The organism is Massilia sp. Masssp93 (genome assembly GCF_059491295.1).
In genome coordinates this window covers 1751433-1772921 of record NZ_CP168502.1, presented here as the reverse complement: position 1 = coordinate 1772921, position 21489 = coordinate 1751433, and the positions used below count along the sequence as shown (strand labels likewise).

General features: G+C 68.6%; 10 protein-coding genes. 7 read left to right on the top strand and 3 right to left on the bottom strand.

All coding sequences use genetic code 11. The features are described 5' to 3' along the window. Positions 1-14 precede the first annotated feature (14 nt). From ACEN9Q_RS07500 to ACEN9Q_RS07475, 6 genes are all read left to right on the top strand, one after another. On the top strand, positions 15-602 hold the full coding sequence (locus ACEN9Q_RS07500) for an RNA polymerase sigma factor (RefSeq protein WP_082547917.1): 588 nt from the start codon (positions 15-17) through the stop codon (positions 600-602). Then, the gene (locus tag ACEN9Q_RS07495) at positions 586-1554 is read left to right on the top strand and encodes a FecR family protein (protein WP_495627891.1); all 969 of its coding nucleotides are present in this window, start codon (positions 586-588) and stop codon (positions 1552-1554) included. Before ACEN9Q_RS07500 ends, ACEN9Q_RS07495 begins: the two co-directional genes overlap by 17 nt. Positions 1555-1768: 214 nt before the next feature. Further along, complete coding sequence (locus tag ACEN9Q_RS07490; RefSeq protein ID WP_495627890.1) at positions 1769-5713, top strand: TonB-dependent receptor; 3945 nt, start codon at positions 1769-1771, stop codon at positions 5711-5713. Between the two features lie 16 nt (positions 5714-5729). Beyond that, the gene (locus ACEN9Q_RS07485) at positions 5730-7841 is read left to right on the top strand and encodes a hypothetical protein (RefSeq protein WP_495627889.1); all 2112 of its coding nucleotides are present in this window, start codon (positions 5730-5732) and stop codon (positions 7839-7841) included. 10 nt (positions 7842-7851) lie between these two features. Further along, positions 7852-8451 (top strand): NF038129 family PEP-CTERM protein, encoded by a 600-nt coding sequence (locus tag ACEN9Q_RS07480; protein ID WP_495627888.1) that lies wholly within the window; start codon positions 7852-7854, stop codon positions 8449-8451. Positions 8452-8526: 75 nt separating this feature from the next. Then, on the top strand, positions 8527-11823 hold the full coding sequence (locus ACEN9Q_RS07475) for a DUF4450 domain-containing protein (RefSeq protein WP_495627887.1): 3297 nt from the start codon (positions 8527-8529) through the stop codon (positions 11821-11823). Here ACEN9Q_RS07475 and ACEN9Q_RS07470 read toward each other — a convergent pair. Together ACEN9Q_RS07470 and ACEN9Q_RS07465 are read right to left on the bottom strand one after the other, a co-directional pair. Continuing rightward, positions 11786-14917, bottom strand: coding sequence for a glycoside hydrolase family 2 TIM barrel-domain containing protein (locus ACEN9Q_RS07470; protein WP_495627886.1), 3132 nt, complete (start codon positions 14915-14917; stop codon positions 11786-11788). The two genes, ACEN9Q_RS07475 and ACEN9Q_RS07470, sit on opposite strands and share 38 nt — an antisense overlap. A gap of 40 nt (positions 14918-14957) precedes the next feature. Continuing rightward, positions 14958-16205: a glycoside hydrolase family 28 protein gene (locus tag ACEN9Q_RS07465; RefSeq protein WP_495627885.1), complete on the bottom strand. Its 1248-nt coding sequence runs from the start codon at positions 16203-16205 to the stop codon at positions 14958-14960. A gap of 301 nt (positions 16206-16506) precedes the next feature. On the opposite strand from ACEN9Q_RS07465, the gene ACEN9Q_RS07460 reads away from it, so the two are divergent. Further along, a complete protein-coding gene (locus tag ACEN9Q_RS07460; RefSeq protein WP_495627884.1) occupies positions 16507-20214 on the top strand; it encodes a TonB-dependent receptor in 3708 nt (1235 codons plus the stop codon). Between the two features lie 20 nt (positions 20215-20234). On the opposite strand, the gene ACEN9Q_RS07455 is transcribed toward ACEN9Q_RS07460, so the two are convergent. Then, on the bottom strand, positions 20235-21488 hold the full coding sequence (locus tag ACEN9Q_RS07455) for a XylR family transcriptional regulator (protein ID WP_495627883.1): 1254 nt from the start codon (positions 21486-21488) through the stop codon (positions 20235-20237). Between the last annotated feature and the right edge of the window lies 1 nt (position 21489).

Sequence of the window (21489 nt, the reverse complement as noted above, 5' to 3'; positions counted from 1 at the left end):
GGATGAGCAACCGCATGGATAACGAAGTCATTGACTGGCTGACAATAAACTTTCTGCCGCACGAGGCGGAACTGCGCGGCATGCTGCGCCGCGTCTGCGTCAACGCCGCCGAAATCGACGACGTGATCCAGGAGACCTGCTACCGGATTCTCGTCATGCCGGACCTCGGCCATGTCCTCAACCCGAAGGCTTTCGTCTTCCGCACGGCGAAGAACATCGTGCTCGACCGCATCCGGCGCGATGCGGTCGTCAGCATCGAAACGATGGCCAACCTGGAGGAACTGGACGTCGCGGATACCGCGCCGTCGCCGGAGCGCGTGGTGTTCGCGCGCGAGGAATTGAAATGGGTGTTCGGCCTGATCGGCAATTTGCCGGACCGCTGCAAATCGGTATTCCGCGCACGCCGCGTGCACGGCATGTCGCAGAACGAGACGGCGGAAACGCTGGGCCTGACCGACAGCGTCGTCGAACATGAAATGATGCGCGGGATGCGGCTGATGTCGGAAATGATTTCCAGGCACGGCATGGCGCGGGCCGACGGCGAACGCCCGGCCGCGGCACCCAAACGTGCGGTAAAGACGAGCAATGTCAGAGATCGATAACGAAGCCTTCGCATGGGTCGTGCGCCAACGGATGCGCGCATTGGACCGCGCGGACACGGCGGCATTCGACGCGTGGTACGCGGCGGATATCCGCCACCGGGGCGCGTACGCGCGGGCCCTGGCGATCGACAACGCGATGCATATCGCGACCGGCAACCAGGTCGTTCCCGCTGCGGACAAGACGCGCGGCCGCGTGTGGTCCCGGCGGCGCAACCTGGTGCTCGGCGGCCTGGCCGCGAGCATGGCGGCGGTGGCCGGCACGTTCGGTTATGCGGCGCTGCACCAGGGCACGGTCCTGAGCACGGCGAAAGGCGAATTCCGCCGCGTCCCGCTGCAGGACAAATCGATCGCCAGCATCAACAGCGGCAGCCAGATCGAAGTTGCCTTTACCCGACACCAGCGCAGGATCAACCTGCGCAAAGGCGAAGCGTGGTTCGAAGTGGCCAAGGATAAATCGAAGCCGTTCATCGTCGCCGCCGGCGATGCCCTGATCCGCGCCGTCGGCACCGCGTTTTCCGTCCGGCGGCTGGCGTCCGGGTCGGAGGTGCTGGTCACGGAAGGCACGGTCGAAGTCTGGAGCCGCGACGGCACGGCGGCGCGGCGCCTGGTCACGGCGGGCGAACACGCCTTCCTGGCCCCGGACGCCAAGGCGATTCCCGTGACGCGCCAGCCCGACGAGGTGAACCGCCGCCTCGCCTGGCGCGAAGGCAAACTGGTGCTGACGCGCCAGACGCTGGGCGAAGCGGTGGCCGATTTCAACCGCTACAGCCCGCGCACCATCGTCATCGTCGATCCCGCGCTGCAGGACAAACGCCTGATCGGCCAGTATCAGCTGGATGCCCCGGAATTGTTCGCCAGGGACGTCAGCCTGATCCTGGACGTGCCGGTCGAAATCACCACGGAAAGGATTCTTATCGGCCGCGCGCACGACGCCGGCCGGCGCGCCATCTGATTGCGGGATTGCGCATCACCCTTCGGCTCCTCCACGGACCCGGCGTGCCGCAAGGCGCGCCGGGTCTGTTTCGTTTGCATCCATCGAGGCTCCGCTCATGTTGTTGAGCGAATGAATCCGGCACCCGGCACGTCCGAGGAAACCGGAGCGCCGTCCGTCTTTACTTATAACGGGGCAGCATAGTTCCGCATCCAGGTGAAGCCAGGAGAGAGACATGACCCAACTGCATGACTACATCGGAAGAGCAGGCATCGTCGTCGCCGTGAGCATGGCGGCGCATGCGGGTGCCGCGCATGCCGAGGACGTGCCGCAGCCGTTCAACATACCGGCCGGCGCGGCGACGCACTCCATTCCCGAATTCGCGCGACAGGCCGGCATCAATATCCTGGCCTCGGCCGATATTCTGGACGGCGTGACGACCAATGCACTGGTGGGCACGTTCGTCATCTCCGAAGCAGTCGACCGGCTGCTCAAGGGCACCAGCCTGATCGGACGGATCGGCGCGAGCGGCACCGTCGTGATTCTGAAACGCCCCGCGGGTACACGCGACAACGCGTCGAGCGGTTCCAATATGACGGAGGAGACAATGACAAAATCGGGCATTCCCAGCCAACGAAAGGCGACCTGTTGCGCGGTATCGGCGGCGGTCATGATGATGGGCGCGCCGCTGGCGCATGCGCAGGCCCAGGGCGTGGACCAGCCGGCCCAGGCGGCCGGCGACGCCGGCGCGGTGAAGCAGGTGAAAGTGGTCGGCACCCGCGCGTCGCAGCAATCGAGCATCGAGCGCAAGAAGAACGCGGCCACCGCGATCGATTCGATCGTCGCCGAGGACGTGGGCGCCCTGCCCGACCGGAACGTCGGCGAGGCGATCTCGCGCATGGCCGGCATCGCGCTGGACCGGGGCGACTTCGGCGAGGGCGTGACGGTGGCCGTGCGCGGCAACGGCCCGGAGCTGACGCGGGTGGAACTCGACGGCCAGGCCGTGCAGTCGGCCGGCGGCAGCGACATGAACGGCGGCGGCGACGGCCGCGGCATGGAATTCCGCCAGTTGTCGGCGGACCTGATCAAGAGCGTGGACGTGGTCAAGGGCTCGACCGCCGACATGACCGAGGGCGCCCTCGGCGGCGGCATCCAGATCAAGACCCGCACCGGCCTCGATTTCAAGAAGCCGTTCGCCTCGCTGCGCCTGGCCGGCAGCCAGAGCAGCTTGAACAAGAAGTGGGAACCGGACGCCAACCTGATCCTCGCGGACAAGTTCATGCACGGGCGCCTGGGCGTGGTGCTGAATGCCTCGACCACGACGCTGGACAACGAAGGGCACCTGGCCCAGGTCTCGGGCAGCAACCAGGGCTATTACCGCCTGTACGACTTCGACAACTCGCCGCAGAAGACCTTCAGCTTCCAGCCGGGCACCGTCAACACGGCCGACGCGGCGACCGGCAACCCGATCCTGTCCTCACCCCTGATCGGCGGCGGCAGCTTCAATTCGGCCACGCCGCTCGACCTGATCACCCGGTCGGCCGCCGCCCAGAGCAAGGCCGACTGCATGGGCGCCTTCCCCGCGTTGAGCGCGGCGCAGCTGAACACGATCGTGTCGGCCAACCGCACCGCGGCCCAGACGCAGCGCACGAATGAGCTGAACACCTGCCTGAACCAGTGGAACGACTACACCCCGTCGGGTCCGCGCTACGTCGTCAGGCGCGAGATCGACCGCCGCCAGAACCTCGACCTGCGCGCCGACTTCAAGGTGAGCGACGAGCTGACGGTGTACGCCAAGGGCAGCTACAACAAGCGCCACGACGACATCAATTCGCTGTCGTTCTCGATGGGTAATTTCAGCGTGCAGAACGGCGCGACCAACGTCGAACCGGGTTCCGCGGTGGTCGACGCCAACCACCACCTGCTGAAATACACGTTCGACAACACGAACAGCAACGGCGTGGCCAAGACCGGCCAGAGCCACGGCATCGGCGTCACCACCGCGCGCTACCTGCAGCTGGGCGGCGCCTTCAAGCGCGGCGGGCTGACCTCCGAATTCTTCGTCGGCGACGCCCGGTCCGATTTCAAGAAGGGCGTCAAGGACCTGACGCTGAACGACTACTACGGCTCGGGCACCCTGCAAGTGCTGCCGAACGGCCTGTGGGGCTACAGCTTCCCGGGCTTCAACCCGACCGACAACTCGGACCTGTCGCGCTTCGCCAAGCTGTATCCGCGCGGCGCCAGCGGGGCCGTCCCGCTGAGCACCTACATCACCACGGCCACGCCCGCGTACACGGCCGCCCAGCAGAACGCGGTCACGTCCTCGCCGAACCTGACCTGGGTCCCGACGATGTACTTCAGCGAGGAGCGCACCGCAAAGGTCGACGTGACGTGGGCCACGCCGGAGTCCATTCCCTTCTTCAAGCGCTTCAAGACCGGCTACAACCTGCGCGACACGCGCAACGACAACTGGAACATCAACAACGGCGGCTACATCCTGCGCAATGCGGTGGGGAGCTACGGCAAGCCGGGCTATGTCGAACCGCTCGTCATGCCGTCGCCGACCCTGCGCAGCACGATGTACGGCTGCGCCGACACGCCGGGCTCGCTGGCGCCCGGCGGCAACAAGTGCGTGTACGGCTGGATCCCGAAGGGCGACATCCGCCAGATCCTGGACGGCGCCTCGGTCATGACCACCGACCAGTTCATGGACATGCTCAAGCAGGTCATGACCCTGAAGGCCACGCCCACGCAGTTCTTCAGCGGCGCCAGCGGCCGGCCGGCGGGCCTGATCGACAACTGGACCCAGATCGACGTCGAGAAGCTGTTCGGCATCCTGAACATCCCCAACACGAACTTCGACTGCGTCAAGCAGTGCACCGCCAACGACGGCCAGCTCCACGACCAGCCGGCCCAGCACCTGAAGGAACGCACCGATGCGTTCTACCTGATGGGCGACTTCGGCCTGGACCACATCCCGTTCACCGACCACCCGCTGCCGTTCGGCTGGGAGCTGGACGGCAACGTGGGCGTGCGCTACGTGCGCACCAAGGTCCACGGCACCGGCATGATGAGCTTCACGTCGATCACCAAGACGGCCAGCTTCGACCCGGACGTGCCGGACGCGGTGGGCGGCACCGTGACCAACACGGTGCAGCAAAGCACGGTCACGGACGCCAAGACGTCGGACGTGCTCCCGAGCCTGAACCTGGCCGCCTGGGTCATGCCGGACAAGCTGGTGCTGCGCTACAGCGCGGCCAAGACCGTCGCCCGGCCGCCGGTGTCGCGCCTGCTGGCATCCGGTTCGTGCACCTACAACGAGGTGCTGGCCGGCCAGGGCGAGGACCCGCAGAAATGCTCCGGCACCGTGGGCAATCCGGCCCTGCAGGCGCAGAAGAACGTGAACCAGAACCTGTCGCTCGAATACTATCCGAACAAGGATACGATGTTCACGATCGCCGGCTTCCGCCAGCAGGGCAAGGTCGGTCCCGCGATCGCGCAGGGCGTGTCGAAGTCGCCGCTGTTCGCCAACACGAACCTGATCGATCCGGTCTCCGGCGCGTCGCTGGGCGACCTCCTGTTCAACTACTCGACCTGGATCAACGGTTCCACGACGGGCCGCAAGGGCCTCGAGTTCAGCACCAAGACCGCGTTCACCTTCCTGCCCTGGTTCTTCCGCTACACCGGCTTCGACGGCAACTACACGAAGATGCACTCGGCGACGACGACGGCCAACATCGTCGACCTGCTGACCGGCGTCCCGCTGCCGCCGCAGAACGAGTCGAAGTACACCTACAACGCGGCCCTTTGGTACGACGACGGCCGGCTGTCGGCGCGGATCGCGGTGCAGGCCGTCGGCTCGCACTTCAACTGCATCGCGGCCTGCGGCGGGTCGACCAGCATGCTGAACTACCCGAACGTCGGCGGCGGCCGCATCGGCATGCCGTACAACCCCGGTTCGCCCAACTTCACGGACGCCACCCGCTTCATCGACGGCAAGATCTCGTACAAGATCACGCCCGCGGTCGAGGTCTTCGTCGAAGGGCGCAACCTCGGCAACGCGACCACCTCGCACAGCCAGGGCGCGTTCACGCCGTTCGCCGACGGCACCGCGAACCTGCTCGATTACGCCTATTCCGGCCGCCGCATCATGGTCGGCGTGAACTTCCGCACCCTTTGACCAGAAAGGTATCGCCATGCGATTCAAGAATCCAACGCGGCTGGCCGTGGCCTGCGCCCTGGCGCTCGCCGCCCTTCCCGGCTTCGCCCAGGTGCCCGCCTTTCCCGGTGCCGTCGGCTTCGGCGCCAGCGCGACCGGCGGCCGCGGCGGCGCGATCGTGCACGTCACGAACCTGAACGACGCCGGCACCGGCTCGTTCCGCGACGCCGTGAACGTCCCCAACCGGATCGTCGTGTTCGACGTGGGCGGCTACATCGTCCTGAAGTCGCCGGTGTCCGTCCAGGGCAACATCACGATCGCGGGCCAGACCGCGCCCGGCGACGGCGTCGGCATCATGGGCGGCGAGGTCTCGCTCAGCAACAAGTCCAACATCATCGTGCGCGGCCTGCGCGTCCGCCAGGGCAACCTCGATCCGCTGACCGGCAAGAGCGCCATCGGGGCGTCGAAGACGACGAACTTCATCCTCGACCATTGTTCGATCGAGTACGGCCAATGGGACTCGTTCGACGCCGTCAAGGCCGTCGACTTCACCGTGCAGAACACGATCATCGCGAATCCGATCGGGCAGCAGTTCGGCGCCCACGTCGAGGGCGGGCCGTCCACGTTCTACCGCAACCTGTGGGTCAACGGCCATAACCGCCAGCCGCTCTCCAAGGACAACACGCAGTTCATCAACAACGTCGTCTACGACTACCAGGCCGGCTACACGGTCGGGAATACGGGCGGGTACTTCTCGCACGACCTGGTCAACAATTATTTCGTCGCGGGTCCCGGCACGTCGACGACCAGCAATTACTACTACCAGGTGAACAACAAGCAGACCATCTACGCGGTCGGCAACTTCGCCGACACCAATCGCGACGGCACGCTGAACGGCAGCGCGCAGAACAAGGTGGGCAGTTCGATCCCGTCGGCCACGCCATGGGCGCCCACGACGCCGGCGATTCCCGCGCTGGCGGCCGCCGACGCCTACTTCAACGTGACCGCATCTGCCGGCGTCTGGCCGCGCGATCCGGTCGACCAGGTCGCGGTGAACGACACCCTGTCGGTGGGCACCCGGGGCAGCCTGACCAAGAACCAGGCCAGTACCGGCCTGCCCAACCTGGGTTACGGCATCCTGAACGGCGGCACGCCGCTGCCTGACCTGAACGGCGACGGCATCCCCGACTACTGGGCGCAGGCCTACGGCATCGGCACGAACGACCCCGCGGCCGCCGGCGCACCGTTCGGCACGTCCGGGTACACGAACATCGAGGCCTACGCGAACAGCCTGATCCTGCCCGACCTGTGGACGGCGCAGGACATCGGCGGCGCCGCGCCGGCGGGCGCCGGCACCTACGATCCGCTCACGCAGACCTGGGTCCTGACGGGCGCCGGCAGCTTCGACCAGGCGCAGTTCGCGTCGCGGCCGTGGACGCCGGACGGCATGGTCACCGCACGGATCGACGCCCTCGGCGCAGGCCAGGCCGGCGTGATGGTGCGCGGCGCCACGGGCGCACAGGCCGCGTTCGTGGCCCTCGTCCTCGACGCGTCCGGCACGCTCAAGCTGCTGTCGCGCCCCACCGACGGCGCCGCGACGGCCACCGTGCAGGGCACCGGCTTCGCCGCCGGCACCTGGCTGCGCCTGCGCCAGGGCGGCGACACGTTCACGGCGTCCACGAGCGCGGACGGTGTCGTGTGGACGCCGTTCGACGCCGCCCACGCGACCCTCGCGGCGAGCGCGCGGGCCGGCGTCGGCGTCGCGTCCGGCGACGCTGGCGTGCGTACTGCCGCCACGCTGTCGCACGTGGCGGCGGGCGCGGGCTTCTACCAGGACGTGACGGCCAGCGTCAAGATCGCCCGCTCGGGCTTCACGCTGAACCGCACGAACGGCTTGTGGAACGGCACCGTGACCTTCACCAACGCGTCGGCCGCGCCGCTGTCCGGCACGCTGCTGTTCCGTCTCGATGCGCTGACGGGCGGCGTCACGCTGGCCAACCAGGCCGGCAGCGACGGCACCGCGCCGTTCCTCGTGCTGCCCGTGTCCGCGCTGGCGCCGGGCGCATCGGCGACCGTCGCCACCAGCTTCCTGAACCCGGCCCGCGCGGCCATCGGCTACGTCCCCAAACTCTACACCGGCACGCTCTGAGGAGAACGTCATGCACATCCTGAAATCGCTGCTGCTGCGCACCCTGCTCGCCGCCGGCACGTTCGCCGCCGCCGGCTGCGCCTGCGCCAACCCGCTGTACCACGTGACCATCGATACCCGCACGCTGCCGGGCACGGGCGGCTACGTCGACTTCCTGTTCGCCGGGCCCTTATCTCCCACCTCGCCCGCCGCGCCCACCGCCACCATCGCCCGCGTGACGGGAGCGTTCGACGACGCCGACAACTTCGCATGGGGCAGCCCGCACGGCACGCTGGCCTCCAGCCTCGTGCTGGGCAACGGCGACGAGTACGGCGCATGGCTGGGCTTCGGCGGCATCCTCGCGTTCGACGTGGCGTTTGGCGGCATCGAGGCGCCCGGCGCGTCCGGCATGGATCTCTCGGTCGCCCTGCTGGGCGCCGACCGGTTCAGCTACGCGCCCGGCACGAGCGGCAACGTGGTCACGTTCAGCCTGCAACCCGGCGAGGCGGACGACGTGACCACCGACGCCGCCCTGGCCGGCGTGACGCCGCTGCCCGAACCGGCCGCACTGGCGCAGATGGCGACCGGCTTCCTGCTGCTCGCCGGCGCGCTGCGGCGCCGGCGCCGCTGAACCGCACCTTTTTTCGTCTCCTTTTGGCTGTGTTCGCGATGGGTGCGCGCGCACGGCCTTTTTTCTTGATCGCGCATGAAACGACTCGCTTCCCTGCTTCCCATCGCCGTCTGGCTGGGCCTCGCCTTCCCCGTCCACGCCGACGAATCGCCCGAGACCCGCAACGCGCAACTGCATCCGAACCTGCGCGGCCAGGTTGCGCGGCCCCTGCGCTACCACCCGGAAGGCGCGGACTTCGTGATCGACAACGGCACCGAATTCTTCAACCGCTCGCTGTACGGCGGCAACGATGCGTTCCGTGTCGACGGCGGCGACCGCCCCGAGTTCTCGCTGTACCTGCCCGGCCGCGGCGGCAACCTGCGGCTCGGCCTGCGCACGGCGGCGGGCACGCTGTGGCTGCACAACGCCGCCGACGTCGGCATGCGCTACCGCCCCGGCGAGCTGCTGTACGAGATCGCCGATCCGCTGCTCGGGCCCGAAGGTCGCATCCACATCGCCGCCGTCGCGTATGCCGACAGCCAGGGCCTGGGCGTTGAAATCCGCGGCGCACACCTGCCCGCTGGCGCGGAACTGGTGTTCGCCTTCGGCCCCGGCAACGGCCAGAAGGGGCAACGGGGCGGCGACATCGGCAGCGAGCGCGTGCCGATCACCGAATTCTTCCAGTTCGTGCCCGAGTTCGCGCGCGACACGCGCTACGACGTGGACGACCGCGGCTTCGTGGCCGCCGGCCGGCGCGCGACGATCAGCGCAACGACCGGCAGCCCCGCGCACGTGCGCCTGGCCGACGCGCGCCTGTGGAACGATCCCGCGGCGCTGCTCGCGTCGAGCCCGGGCGCCGGCCCGGCGGTGGCGGTCGGGACGCTGCCGCTGGGCGACGCGGCCATCGATCTCGCGCTGCAGGTCACGGGCGCCGCATTGCCGCCGCGCTTCGCCCCCGCCGACCTGGCCGCCAGCTTCGAAGCCGCCCGCAAGCACTTCCGCGAACTGCGCGAACGCGTGCGCATCGACACGCCCGACCCGTGGCTGAACGCGGCCATGGGCGCGCTGAACGTGGCGGCCGATGCCGTCTGGGACGGCCAGCAGCACGCCATCATGCACGGCGCCATCGCCTGGCGCATGAAGCTGCTCGGCTGGCGCGGCCCGTATGCGCTCGATGCGCTGGGCTGGCACGAGCGCGCGCGCGCCAACTTCGGCGTGTGGACAGAGCGCCAGGACGTCTCCCCGATCCCGGCCGCGCCGCCGCCAGCCGATCCGCGCGCGAACCTCGCGCGCAACGAACCGGGCCTGCATTCGAACGGCGCCATGAGCAGTTCGCACTACGACATGAACCTCGTGTTCGTCGACGCCCTGCTGCGCCACCTGCTGTGGACCGGCGACGTCGCCTACGCGCGCGCCGTGTGGCCCGTGCTGGAACGCCACCTTGCATGGGAACGGCGCCTGTTCCGGCGCGAATTCGGGCCGGACGCGCTGCCGCTGTATGACGCCTACGCGGCGATCTGGGCCAGCGACGACCTGTACTACGATGGCGGCGGCGTGGCCCACGCATCGGCCTACAACGCGTGGCACAACGAGATGGCGGCCCGCATCGCCGCCCTGATCGGCAAGGATCCCACGCCGTACCGGGTTGAGGCGGCTGCCATCCGGCGCGCCATGCGCCGCGAGCTGTGGATGCCGGCGCGCGGCGCGTTCGCCGAATACCGCGACGTGCTGGGGCGCCGGCTGCTGCACCCGAGCTACGGCCTGTGGACCTTCTATCACACCATCGATTCGCAGGTGCCGACCGCGTTCGAGGCGGCGCGCATGGCGGCGGACCTCGACGCCCACCTGCGCGCGATCCCCGTGACGGGCCCCGGCGTGCCCGCCGACCGGCCCTACCGCGTGCTGTCCGAAACGGATTGGATGCCGTATTCCTGGTCGATCAACAACGTCGTGTTCGACGAGAACCTGCATACGGCGCTCGCCTACTGGCAGGCGGGCCGCCCGGAGACCGCGTACGACATCGCCAAGGGCGCGGTGCTGGCCAGCCTGTACCTGGGGATCAGCCCCGGCAACATCGGCACGCTGAACTACCTCGACGTCTACCGGCGCGAAGCGCAACGCGATTTCGCCGACGGCATCGGCGTGATGTCGCGCGCCATCGTCGAAGGCCTGTTCGGCGTGCGGCCGGACGCCCTCGCCGGCGTGCTGACCTTGCGTCCCGGCCTGCCGGCCGCATGGGACCACGCCGCGCTCACCCACCCGGACCTCGACCTGTCCTATCGCCGCAACGGCAACCGCGACAGCTGGACCGTCGGCCAGACCAGCACGCGCTTCCGGCGCCTCGTCCTCGAGTTGCCGGCCCGCGGCGCCGGCGTGGCGCGGGTAACGGTCGACGGCCGCCCGGCCGCGTGGCAGGCCGTGCCCGACGCGGTCGGCGCCCCCCGGCTGCGCATCGACCTGCCGTTCGGGCGCACCGCGGAGATCGAGGTCGCATGGCGCGGCGCGATGCCTGACGCGCAATCGGGCCGCGCCACGGGCGCCGCGCGCGACGGCTTCACGCAGGTGCGCCAGGGCGACTTCACCTGGTGGCAGGCGCAAGCCAGTCCCCAGCCGCCCGGCGCCTGCACGCTGGCGGGTCCGGACTGGATCGACGGCGCGCCCATCGCCGGCACGAGCGTCGACCTGGCGCCGTGGTTCAACGACCGCGTGACCGGGATCTTCAAGGCCGGCAAATACCGGACGCCGCGCGCGCCCCACGTCACGCTGGCCCTGCCCGCGCAAGGCATCGGCGCCTGGGCCGGCCACCTGAACGCCCTGCCCGCCATCGACGACACGGGCCTGCGCGCGCTGGACGGCGTGCTGACGATGCCGAACGGCCTGCGCTTCGCGACGCCGGGCGGCACGGGGCCCAACATCGTGTTCACTTCGCAATGGGACAACTACCCGCGCGCCGTGACGATCCCGCTGCACGGGCAGGCGCGCCGCGCCTTCCTGCTGATGGCGGGGTCGACCAACTTCATGCAGAGCCGGATCGACAACGGCGAGATCGTGGTCGCCTATGCCGACGGCAGCGCCGCGCGCACCGCGCTGCGCAACCCGGACAACTGGTGGCCCATCGAGCAGGACTACTTCGTCGACGACTACCAGTTCCCCCTGTGCGGCCGCCTGCCGGTGCGCGTGGACCTGCGGACGGCGCGCGTGCGCGTGCTCGACCCGGCCACGTTCAAGGGCAGCGGGCGCGAGGTCGCGGGCGGCGCCGCGACCGTGATCGAGGTGCCGCTCGACCCATCGCGCCGGCTGGAAAGCCTGACCTTGCGCACGCTCGCCAACGACGTCGTGATCGGGCTGATGGGACTCACGCTGGACGCGCCGCCAGCCAGCCCAGCGCGTTGAGCAGGAAGCGCGTCTGCAGCGGCGCCGCCATGTCCGGCATGCGGTGGAACAGCACCCTGGCGCCGGCCTTTTGCACGGTGAAGCTCGCGGCGCCCAGGCGGCGGTCGTGGTCGCGGCTGTAGGCGGCGATCACGGCGACCCCGTCGCCGTCCACGATCAGGCCATTCGACGGCTGTCCCGGGATCTGGTGCCAGACGCCGGCGGCCATGTCGGCGGGGATGTCGGCGAACACGGGATGCGCGCGCAGGACGTTCCAGTTGCCCATCCACGGCGCGCGCAGGTCGCCGACCTGGCCGGCATAGTCGAACAGGCCGAGGCCGGACAGCTGCCGGGCGACGCCGTCCGCCAGGCCGTCTTCCGGCACCATCGCCAGCAGCGGCAGGCCTTGCCGGACCGCGGCCAGCACGTCGGGCGCCAGCTCGCCCGGGACCAGCTTCGGCTTCGCGCCCTTCTTCGGCGCGGCTTCGAGGCCGGTCTGGTCGCCGATCTGGCGCTGCACGATGTCGGCGGCCTTCAGGCCCGACGCGACCAGGCCGTCGTAAGCCGCGCCCGCCCGGAAGTCCTCGATTTCCACGCCAGGCAACGCCGCCAGGCGCTCGCGCAGGCCGCGTGCGATGCCCGCGACGGCGATGCGCAGCGTGCGCGCGGCCGGCGCGGCGGCCGTGCGCGTGACCCACAGGGCGCGCGCGAACGTGACGTCCGGCCGGCCGGACAGTTCGAGCCGCACGGTGTGCGGGCCGGGCGTGGCGAACGGCGGCGTCTTCACGTGTTCGGCGACGAGGTAGCTGAACCGGTCGGCCACGTTGGCCGGCACCGCGTAATCGCCGACCCGCACCGACTGCCCGTCCGGGCCGGTCACGCTCAGGGTCAATGTGCCGGACAGCGGCTTGCTGGTGTCGTTGAGGAGCCAGATGTCCAGGTCCGCCGCCTCGCCCGTCGCGTAGGCGTAGCGGCGCTGCTTGGCGACCGGACGCACCGGCAAGAGGCTCACGCGGATCAGGTCCGGATCGGCGTGGAAGTAGCGCAGGTTGTCGACGATGCCCGAATGGTTTTCGATGGCCGTCGATTCCCAGCCGCTGATCGCGGCCATGTCGACCTCGTCGCAGATCCGGATATTCTCCAGGTAGTTCTGCCAGGCGTCGTACTGCTTCTTGCCGACCGCGAGGAAGTAGCTCTCCGCGGTCGGAAACGCCTGGCGGAAGCCCCACTTGTCGAGGAAGGCGGCGGCGCCGTCCGCGATCGCCACGTGGTCCTCGAGGTCGTAGCTCTTGCCGCCGTGCCGGCGGATGTCCGCGATCATCCGGGGATGGTTGTCGCCGACCGCGCAGCCTTCCATCTCGCCGAATTCGACGATCGCGCCGGGCATCGTCTCGCGGTGGATGAAGTTCTCCTTGTCGGCATAGAATTTGTCATACCACTGGTCGCCCGCGCCCTGGTGATTGACCCACCAGCCGCCGGCCTTCTCGACGTCCGAGCGATAGTAATGATCGTCGTAGGGCAGGAACATCGCCTGGGCGGCGCCGCGCCCCACGAAGCCGTCGTTGAGGATCACGCTGCGGCTGGGGTCGAGGTCGTGCATGGCGCGCAGGACCGCTTCGACGTCGGGATTGGCGAGATCGGCCGACACCTCGTTCTGCAGCGTGTAGTGGACCAGCGACGGATGCGAGCGCAGCGCGCGCACCATCGCCCTGCATTTCGACACCATGAAATCGCGGCTGAACGCCTCGGCGGCGGACAGGCGCTCGCCCGGCTTGAGCGTCCTGCCGATCGCCATGCGCCCGGCGCCCGGCTCCATCGTACGGGTCAGGCCCAGTTCGTCCTGGACGTCGAGCACTTCCGGCTTGCCCACGTTGCGGTGGAAGCTGAGCGAATTGAGGCCCAGCGCCTTCGCCGCCACGACTTCGCGGCGCGCCAGTTCCGGCGTCGGAAAGAGGCCGTTATAGCCCCAGTAGCCCCACGAGATGGCCGTGTACAGCTTGATGCGGCGGCCGTTCAGGCGGAACATCGCATTCTTGCCGATGCCCTCGGCGGCGAACCAGCGGAAGCCGAAGCGCACGGCGCGCGTGTCGACCGCCTTCCCCGCCTGCCATTGCAGGCGCACGTGGTACAGGTGCGGCGTATCGAGGTCCCACAAGCGGGCGGACGGCACGTGCACGCGCAGGCGCGCCGTCGCGATGCCGGCGGCCGTGTCGAGCCGCTCGAGCGTGACGTGCGCCGGCACCTTGGCGCCCGTCGCGTCCACCACCGTGGCACCCAGGTCGCCGGGCTTGACGGCCTGGCTGGCCGCGATCTCCGCGTGCACCGTGACCACGCGCGGGTCCGGCGTGTTGAGCACCCAGGCGTCGCGGATGCGGCCTTCGATCGGGTGCACGCTCAGCGCCAGGCCGCGGTCGATGCCGCCGAAGCCGTGCGAATGATAGAGTTTGACCTGGCCCCAGGCCGTGTTGTTGGAGTCCTTCCAGTCGAACCGTCCGCCGGGATTCGTGATGCGGATGGCCAGGCGGTTCGGCTGGCCGGGCTTCATGGCGGCCGTCAGGTCGCAGTCGATCGGCAGTTCCGACATGATCGAATAGCCGACCAGCACCTCGTTCAGGAACACTTCGGCGCGCATGCGGGCGCCGCGGATGTGCAGCCACACCTGCTGCCCCTGCGCCGACGCGGGAATGTCGATCGCCTTCCACCACCACGACACGCCGGGCACCGCGCCGTTCTGCGGCACCGGATCGTCCTCGGCATAACGGTATTCGTCGGCGGTGTAGGGCCGCTCGCCGAACCGGCCCCAGAAGTGCTCTTCGACCGTCGTCGGCAGGGTCACGGCAAGGCCCTGCCCCCGGTACAGCGCGTCCCAGCCGCCCGTCGGCGGATTGACCGGCAGGGCCGACATCGGCGGCACCTGCTCCGGCAGGTAGATGACATCCTGCTGCCACTGGGCGGCGCGGTCGAGCCAGAGGGTCCATCCTTCGTCGGCGATGGCGTGCCGTCCGGCCGCGTCCGCGCGCGCGCCATGATCGAGACCCATCGCGCGGACCGTACCGACCAGGCCCAGGGCTGCCGACATGCCCAGCATGCCGCGGCGGTTCATTGAAATCGACATCGTGCTTTCTGTTCCGTTAAGTGAGTGAGGGTCGCGGCGCTCAGCGCGCGGCGCCCGGGTTCAGGCCCTGCACGTCCGGGCCGATCAGGTACGCGCCGCCATGCGCCGCGCGCACCGTGACATCCTGCGCCGTCATGTGCGCGTACTTGACGACCGCGCCCTTGTCCGCCTCGATGTGCACCCGGCGGAGCGTGAGCGCCGTGACGGGCGATTCCGGCAGGCCGACGATCAGCGCGGCCTGCTTCGCGCCCGTCGCCTCGAGGTTCTCGATCGTGATGTCGGAAAAGCGCGGCGTCAGGCGCCCGACGGGCTGCGCGTCGATGACCTCCGGGATCTTCGGATAGAACTCACTGATCAGGATCGGCGTGCCCACGTCTTCCATGGTCAGGTTGCGATAGACGAGGTTCTTCAGCACGTTGCCGCGGTCGCGGTTCGACTTGATGCGCACGCCGGTCCCGGTGCCCTTGAAATGGATGCGCTCGGCCAGGACGTTGTAGACGCCGCCCGCCACTTCGCTGCCGATGGACAGGCCATGGCCGTGCAGGAAGGTGCTGTCGCGGATGGTGATGTCATGGCTGGGCGCGTCGCCGCCCGGCGAACCCGGCTGGCCGCTCTTGATGGCGACGTTGTCGTCGCCGGTGTCGATCGTGACGTGGTCGATCAGCACGTGGCTGGACGAGAACGGATCGATGCCGTCGGTGTTGTGCGAGATGCGGTCGGGCGCGAGGATCCGCATGTTCCGGAAGGTCAGGTGATCGCTGTAGTACGGCACGATCTGCCAGCTGGGCGAATTCCGGACGGTGACGTTTTCCATCAGGATGCGGCTGGAGTGGCGGAACACGATCAGGCGCGGGCGCCGGTTCGCGGGCGAGCGGTCCGCCCACCACGACTGGCCGCGGCCGTCGATGGTGCCGCCGCCGTCGATGACGATGTCGGTCGCGTCATCCGACGACAGCAAGGCGCGGCGCGCGGCTTCGCCCAGCTCCTGCACGGGTGGGTAGTCGTCGTGGTCCTCGCTGCCGGCCAGCGTCGTCCCGGCGGCGATCGACAGCGTGATGTGGCTCTTCAACGCCAGCGGACCGCTGACGTACAGCGGCGCGCCCCCCAGGACCACCCTGCCGCCGCCCGCGCCGGCGCAGTCGTCGATGGCCTTCTGGATGGCGGCGGTATCCTTGCTGACGCCGTCCCCCTTCGCGCCATAGTCTTTCACGTCGCAGAGCTTGTCCGCGCAAGCGCTGCCCGGCACCGCGGCCAGGATGGCCAGTGCCGTCAATAAGCGAATATTCATTGTTCTCCCCGGCGGGCCGTCGCTGCCCGCTCCTCTCGATTGGCGAAAAATCCTAACAGGTGGCACACGCGGCGCGCGGCCGGAAACGCGCGATTTCGCGAGAATCGAAACGGCGCTTGATGGATTTCGCAATGGCCGTTTTCGCCGCGGCCGGGCGCTCGTTACGAAATGATGTAAATCGTAATACGATTTTTCGCAAATCCGGAAATCGTCCGGATATCGCGGCAATAATGCCCCCGAATCGGCGGCTCGAGTCCAGCGCCGGCGTACATAAAACGACATCGAACGATTGGAGGAGACCATGAGAAATTCACCCACGTACCGTATCCGGCCGAACCGCATGAGCGTCGCGGTAGCGCTCGCGCTCGCGTCGCTCGTCGCGGGTCACGCCGCACTGGCGCAGGACGGGACGACGGAACCCGTCAAGATGGCCACGGTGACCGTGACCGCCACCCGGGCGTCGCAGCAGTCGAGCATCGACCGCAAGAAGAACGCCGCCACGGCGATCGACTCCATCGTCGCGGACGACGTCGGCTCGCTGCCCGACCGCAACGTCGGCGAAGCGATTTCGCGGATGGCCGGCATATCGCTCGACCGCGGCGACTTCGGCGAAGGCGTGACCGTCGCCGTGCGCGGCAACGGGCCGGACCTGACGCGCGTGGAGCTCGACGGCCAGGGCGTGCAGTCGGCCGGTGGCACGGACATGTATGGCGGCGGCAGCGGCCGCGGCACCGAATTCCGCCAGCTGTCGGCCGACCTGATCAAGAGCGTGGACGTCGTCAAGGGCTCGACGGCCGACATGACGGAAGGCTCGCTCGGCGGCGGCATCCGCATCCAGACGCGCACGGGCCTCGACTTCAAGAAGCCGTTCGTGTCGGTGCGCGTGGCCGAGTCGCAAAGCTCGCTCAACAAGAAATGGGAGCCGGACGCCAACCTGATCCTGGCCAACAAGTACCTCGACGGCCGCCTGGGCGTGCTGCTGAACGCATCGTCCACGACGCTCGCCAACGAGTCGCATTCGGTGCAGGTCGCGAACGCGGCGCGGGCGGGCTACAGCCGCCTGACCGACTTCGACAACTCGCCGGAAAAGACGTTCTCGTTCATGCCGGACACGATGAACACGGCCGACTCGAACACGACCACGCCGATGCTGCGCTCGCCCCTGGCCGCGGGCGGCACGTTCGACGCGGCGACGCCGCTCGAGGTGTTGACGCGGTCGGCCGCCGCCAGGACCAAGGCCGACTGCTACGCCGCGTTCCCGACACTGACCGCGGCCCAGAGCGGCGCGATCGTGTCCAGCGCGCGCGGCGCGGCCGCGTCCCAGCGCGCCAACGAGTTGATCACCTGCCTGAACCAGTGGAACGACTACACGCCGTCGAACATCCGCAACTTCGTGAAACGCGAATTCGACAAGCGCCAGAACCTCGACCTGCGCCTGGATTTCAAGGTCGACAAGAACCTGACGCTGTACGCGAAAGGCAGCTACAACCGCCGCTACGACGACATGCACCAGCTGACCTACACCGTCGGCAACGCCAAGGTGAATCCGTCCGGCGCGAATGCCGTGCTGAGCCCCACCTATTCCGGACCCGCTTACATCGACAACCTGGCGGCGGGCACGCGCGTCCCCGCCCCGGGCTCGGGCTACTACGCGTACGGCACCCCGACCCAGGCGACGAATACGCTGCTCCAGAGCTCCGTGTCCGACGTGATTCCCGGCTCCATCGTCGCGGATTCGACCCACCACCTGACCCAGTACACGATCACCGACGGCGGCGCGGTCACCGACCAGGTGCACGAATACGCGAAGACGTCCGCGCAATATGCGCAGCTGGGCGGCACGTACAAAAAAGGCCCGTTGAACGTGGAATTCTTCGTCGGCGACGCCAGGTCGAAATTCGAGCGCGTGCAGAAGCGCCTGAGTTTCACGAACTACTACGGGCCGACCACGCTGACCCTGCTGCCGAACGGCCTGTGGGGCTACTCGTTCCCGAACGGGAATTTCGACCAGTCCGACCCGTCCCAGTACGCGACCCTCTACCCCGGCGCGGCGACCGGCGCCGTCAAGGCCAGTCCCACCAACACGCGCCCCGCGCCGGCGTATTCGGCCGCGCAACAGCCGCTGCTCACGCAGCAGCCCAGCACCTACTACAACCCGCGCCAGTTCGCGACCGAGGAGCGCACGGCCAAGCTGGACCTGACGTATGCGGCGCCGGAGTCGGTGCCGTTCTTCACGCGCTTCAAGGCCGGCTTCAACCTGCGCGACAACATCCACGACAACTGGGACCCGAACAGCGGCAACAGCGGCGGCTACACGGTCAAGGCGGCCGTCGGCACGTTCGGCCAGCCCGGCTACGTGCCGGCGGTCGTGCTGCCCACGCCGATCATCCGCAGCACCTTCAACGGCTGCCAGAACACGGCCGGCTCGCTGGGCGCGGGCGGCAACGCCTGCCAGTACGGCTTCCTGCCGAGCGCCGATCCGCGCCATGCGCTGGACGGCAACACGACGATGACGGCGCAGCAGTTCCAGGACCTGGTGAGCCAGACGCTGAAGGGCCAGGCGACGCCGACCCGCTTCTTCTCCGGCGCGACCGGCCGCCCGTCCGGCCTGCTGAACAACTGGACGGGACTCGACGTCGACAAGGCGTTCGCGCTCGTGGCCACGCCCAACACGAACCTCGACTGCCTGAAGAACTGCGTGGCCAGCGACGGCAACGTCTATGCGCAGCCCTACCAGCACCTCACCGAGCGCACCGAGGCGTTCTACCTGATGGGCGACTTCCGGATCGACGAGCTGCCGTTCACGCACCGCGCGCTGCCGTTCGGCTGGCAGATCGACGGCAACATGGGGTATCGCTACGTGCGGACCAAGGTTCACGGCACCGGCATGATGACCCTGACGTCGATCACGCCGGTCGAGGGCGTGTACGACCCGCTGAAACCGACGGCGCCGGGCGGTACGCTCAGCACCTCGATCTCGCAGGCCGTGGCCGTCGATTCGTCGACCCACGATTTCCTGCCAAGCTATAACCTGGCCATGTGGATGGTCCCCGACAAGCTGGTGACCCGCTACAGCTGGGGCAAGACGGTGGCGCGTCCGCCCGTCAGCTACCTGCTGCCCGCCGGGACCTGCACCTACGACGCCACCCTGGCCGACCGCGACCCGAGCGCGTCGCAGACGTGCAGCGGCACGATCGGCAATCCGGGCCTGCAGGCGCAGACCAACGTCAACCAGAACCTGAGCTTCGAATGGTATCCGAACAAGGATACGATGTTCACGATCGCCGGCTTCAAGCAGGAAGGCAAGATCGGGCCGGCCCTCAGCCGCGGCGTGAGCAGCCTGCCGCTGGCGGGCGGCGACAACCTGGTCGATCCGACGACCGGCGTCTCGCTGGCGGACCTCGATTTCAACTACGCCCTGTGGCTGAACGGCGCCGCGACGACCCGCAAGGGCATCGAGTTCGGCACCAAGACGGCCTTCACCTTCCTGCCCTGGCGCCTGCGCTACACCGGTTTCGATGCGAACTACACGAAGCTGCGCTCGGTGACCTCGACCCAGAACGAAGTCGACCTGCTGACCGGCACACCGCTGCCGCCGGAGCGCGAATCGAAATATTCGTACAACTGGGCGCTGTGGTACGACGACGGCCGCCTGTCGGCGCGCGTGGCGGTGCAGGCGGTGGCGTCGTACTTCAACTGCATCGCCGGTTGCGGCTCGGCCGACCAGAGCAACTACCCGGCCGCCGGCGTCACCAGCGGCATGGTCAAGTTCCCGTACAACCCGGGCTCGCCGAACTTCAAGGACTCGACGCGCTTCATCGACGCCAAGCTTTCCTACAAATGGCGGCCGAACATCGAGTTCTTCGTCGAAGGCCGCAACCTGGGCAATGCGACGACGTCGAACAGCCAGGGATCGTTCGCGCCGTTCGCGAACGGCACGCCGAACCTGCTCGACTACGCGTATGCCGGGCGCCGCATCATGATCGGCATGAACTTCCGCAATATGTAATGCGCGGCGGCGGCGCGGGGTCAGGCGGCGTGGATCGCCTGCCGCCGCGCCGCAGGGAGGCGGGGTTCGACACGCTCGCTATCGTCGTGCACGCGCTCCCTATTGCGCACGCGCTGCTGGTAGCCGCGCGGCGAGCAGCCCAGTTCGCGCTTGAACACCAGGTGCATGTACTGGCTCGACGTGAAGCCGCACTTGTGCGCCACGTCGGCCAGGTTGCAATCGTCCTGCGCCAGCATGGCGGTGGCGGCATCGAGCCGCGCGCGCAGGATCTCGTCGTGCACGCTGTAGCCGACCTGCTGCCGGAAATGGCTCTCGAGCGAAGAGCGCGAGATGCCGACATAGTTCGCCACCTGGTCGGTCTTGATGCCCTGGCAGGCGTACTGGCGGATGTAGTGGCGGGCGCGCATCACGTGCGGATGCGTGGCCGGCACGTGCCGCGAGGACGCCTGGACGTTGATGCCGGCGGGCGGCACCAGGATGCGGGTCGTCGCCAGCGGCACGCCGTGCAGGATGCGGTCGAGCAGGTGCGCCGCCGTGCGGCCCATCTCCTGCGCGCCCTGGATCACGGACGTCAGCGGGATGCGGGTCAGCACGCGCGCCAGCGGATCGTTGTCGATGCCCACCACCGCGACCTGCTCCGGCACGGCGATCCCGGCGAGCGCGCACGCCTGCAGCAGCTGGCGGGCGCGCGCATCGGTGACGGCGATGATGCCGACCGGCTTCGGCAGGCGGTGCAGCCAGGCGATCTGTTCGCGCACCGCCTGGTTCCACGTCGGCGCGCGCGTGCATTGGCCGCGAAAGATCTCCGGCCTGGCGTGGTCGTGCTGCACCAGCGCCGCGAACGCCTTCTCGCGCTCCTGCGCCCAGCGGTTCTCGCTCGCCTCGGGGAGGCTGAACAACGCGAAGTGGGGCAGCCCGGACTCGATCAGGTGTTCGTAGGCGAGCTTGATGACCTTGACATTGTCGGTGGCCACATAGGGCACGGCCGCCGGATAGTCCGCCGGATGCTCGTACGAGCCCCCGACCGCGACCAGCGGCACGCGCGTGCCGGCGAGCGCCGCGGCGACGACCGGATCGTCGAAGTCCGCGATGATGCCGTCCCCCTGCCATTTCTCGATGCCCGCCAGGCGCAGGCGGAAATCCTCCTCGAGGAACAGGTCCCATTGCGTCCGCGTGCCCGACAGGTAATCCGCGACGCCGAGGATGACGTCGCGGTCGAATGCCTTGTTCGCATTGAACAGGAGGGCGATGCGGTGTGCGTGTGACCTTGCCATG

What these genes read in the sequence shown, in the direction of transcription:
- ACEN9Q_RS07485 (WP_495627889.1), top strand. Translation starts at nt 5,730, where the DNA reads ATGCGATTCAAGAATCCAACGCGGCTGGCCGTGGCCTGCGCCCTGGCG.
- ACEN9Q_RS07475 (WP_495627887.1), top strand. Translation starts at nt 8,527, where the DNA reads ATGAAACGACTCGCTTCCCTGCTTCCCATCGCCGTCTGGCTGGGCCTC.
- ACEN9Q_RS07490 (WP_495627890.1), top strand. Translation starts at nt 1,769, where the DNA reads ATGACCCAACTGCATGACTACATCGGAAGAGCAGGCATCGTCGTCGCC.
- ACEN9Q_RS07460 (WP_495627884.1), top strand. Translation starts at nt 16,507, where the DNA reads ATGAGAAATTCACCCACGTACCGTATCCGGCCGAACCGCATGAGCGTC.
- ACEN9Q_RS07465 (WP_495627885.1), bottom strand. Translation starts at nt 16,205, where the DNA reads ATGAATATTCGCTTATTGACGGCACTGGCCATCCTGGCCGCGGTGCCG.
- ACEN9Q_RS07480 (WP_495627888.1), top strand. Translation starts at nt 7,852, where the DNA reads ATGCACATCCTGAAATCGCTGCTGCTGCGCACCCTGCTCGCCGCCGGC.
- ACEN9Q_RS07495 (WP_495627891.1), top strand. Translation starts at nt 586, where the DNA reads ATGTCAGAGATCGATAACGAAGCCTTCGCATGGGTCGTGCGCCAACGG.
- ACEN9Q_RS07500 (WP_082547917.1), top strand. Translation starts at nt 15, where the DNA reads ATGGATAACGAAGTCATTGACTGGCTGACAATAAACTTTCTGCCGCAC.
- ACEN9Q_RS07455 (WP_495627883.1), bottom strand. Translation starts at nt 21,488, where the DNA reads ATGGCAAGGTCACACGCACACCGCATCGCCCTCCTGTTCAATGCGAAC.
- ACEN9Q_RS07470 (WP_495627886.1), bottom strand. Translation starts at nt 14,917, where the DNA reads ATGTCGATTTCAATGAACCGCCGCGGCATGCTGGGCATGTCGGCAGCC.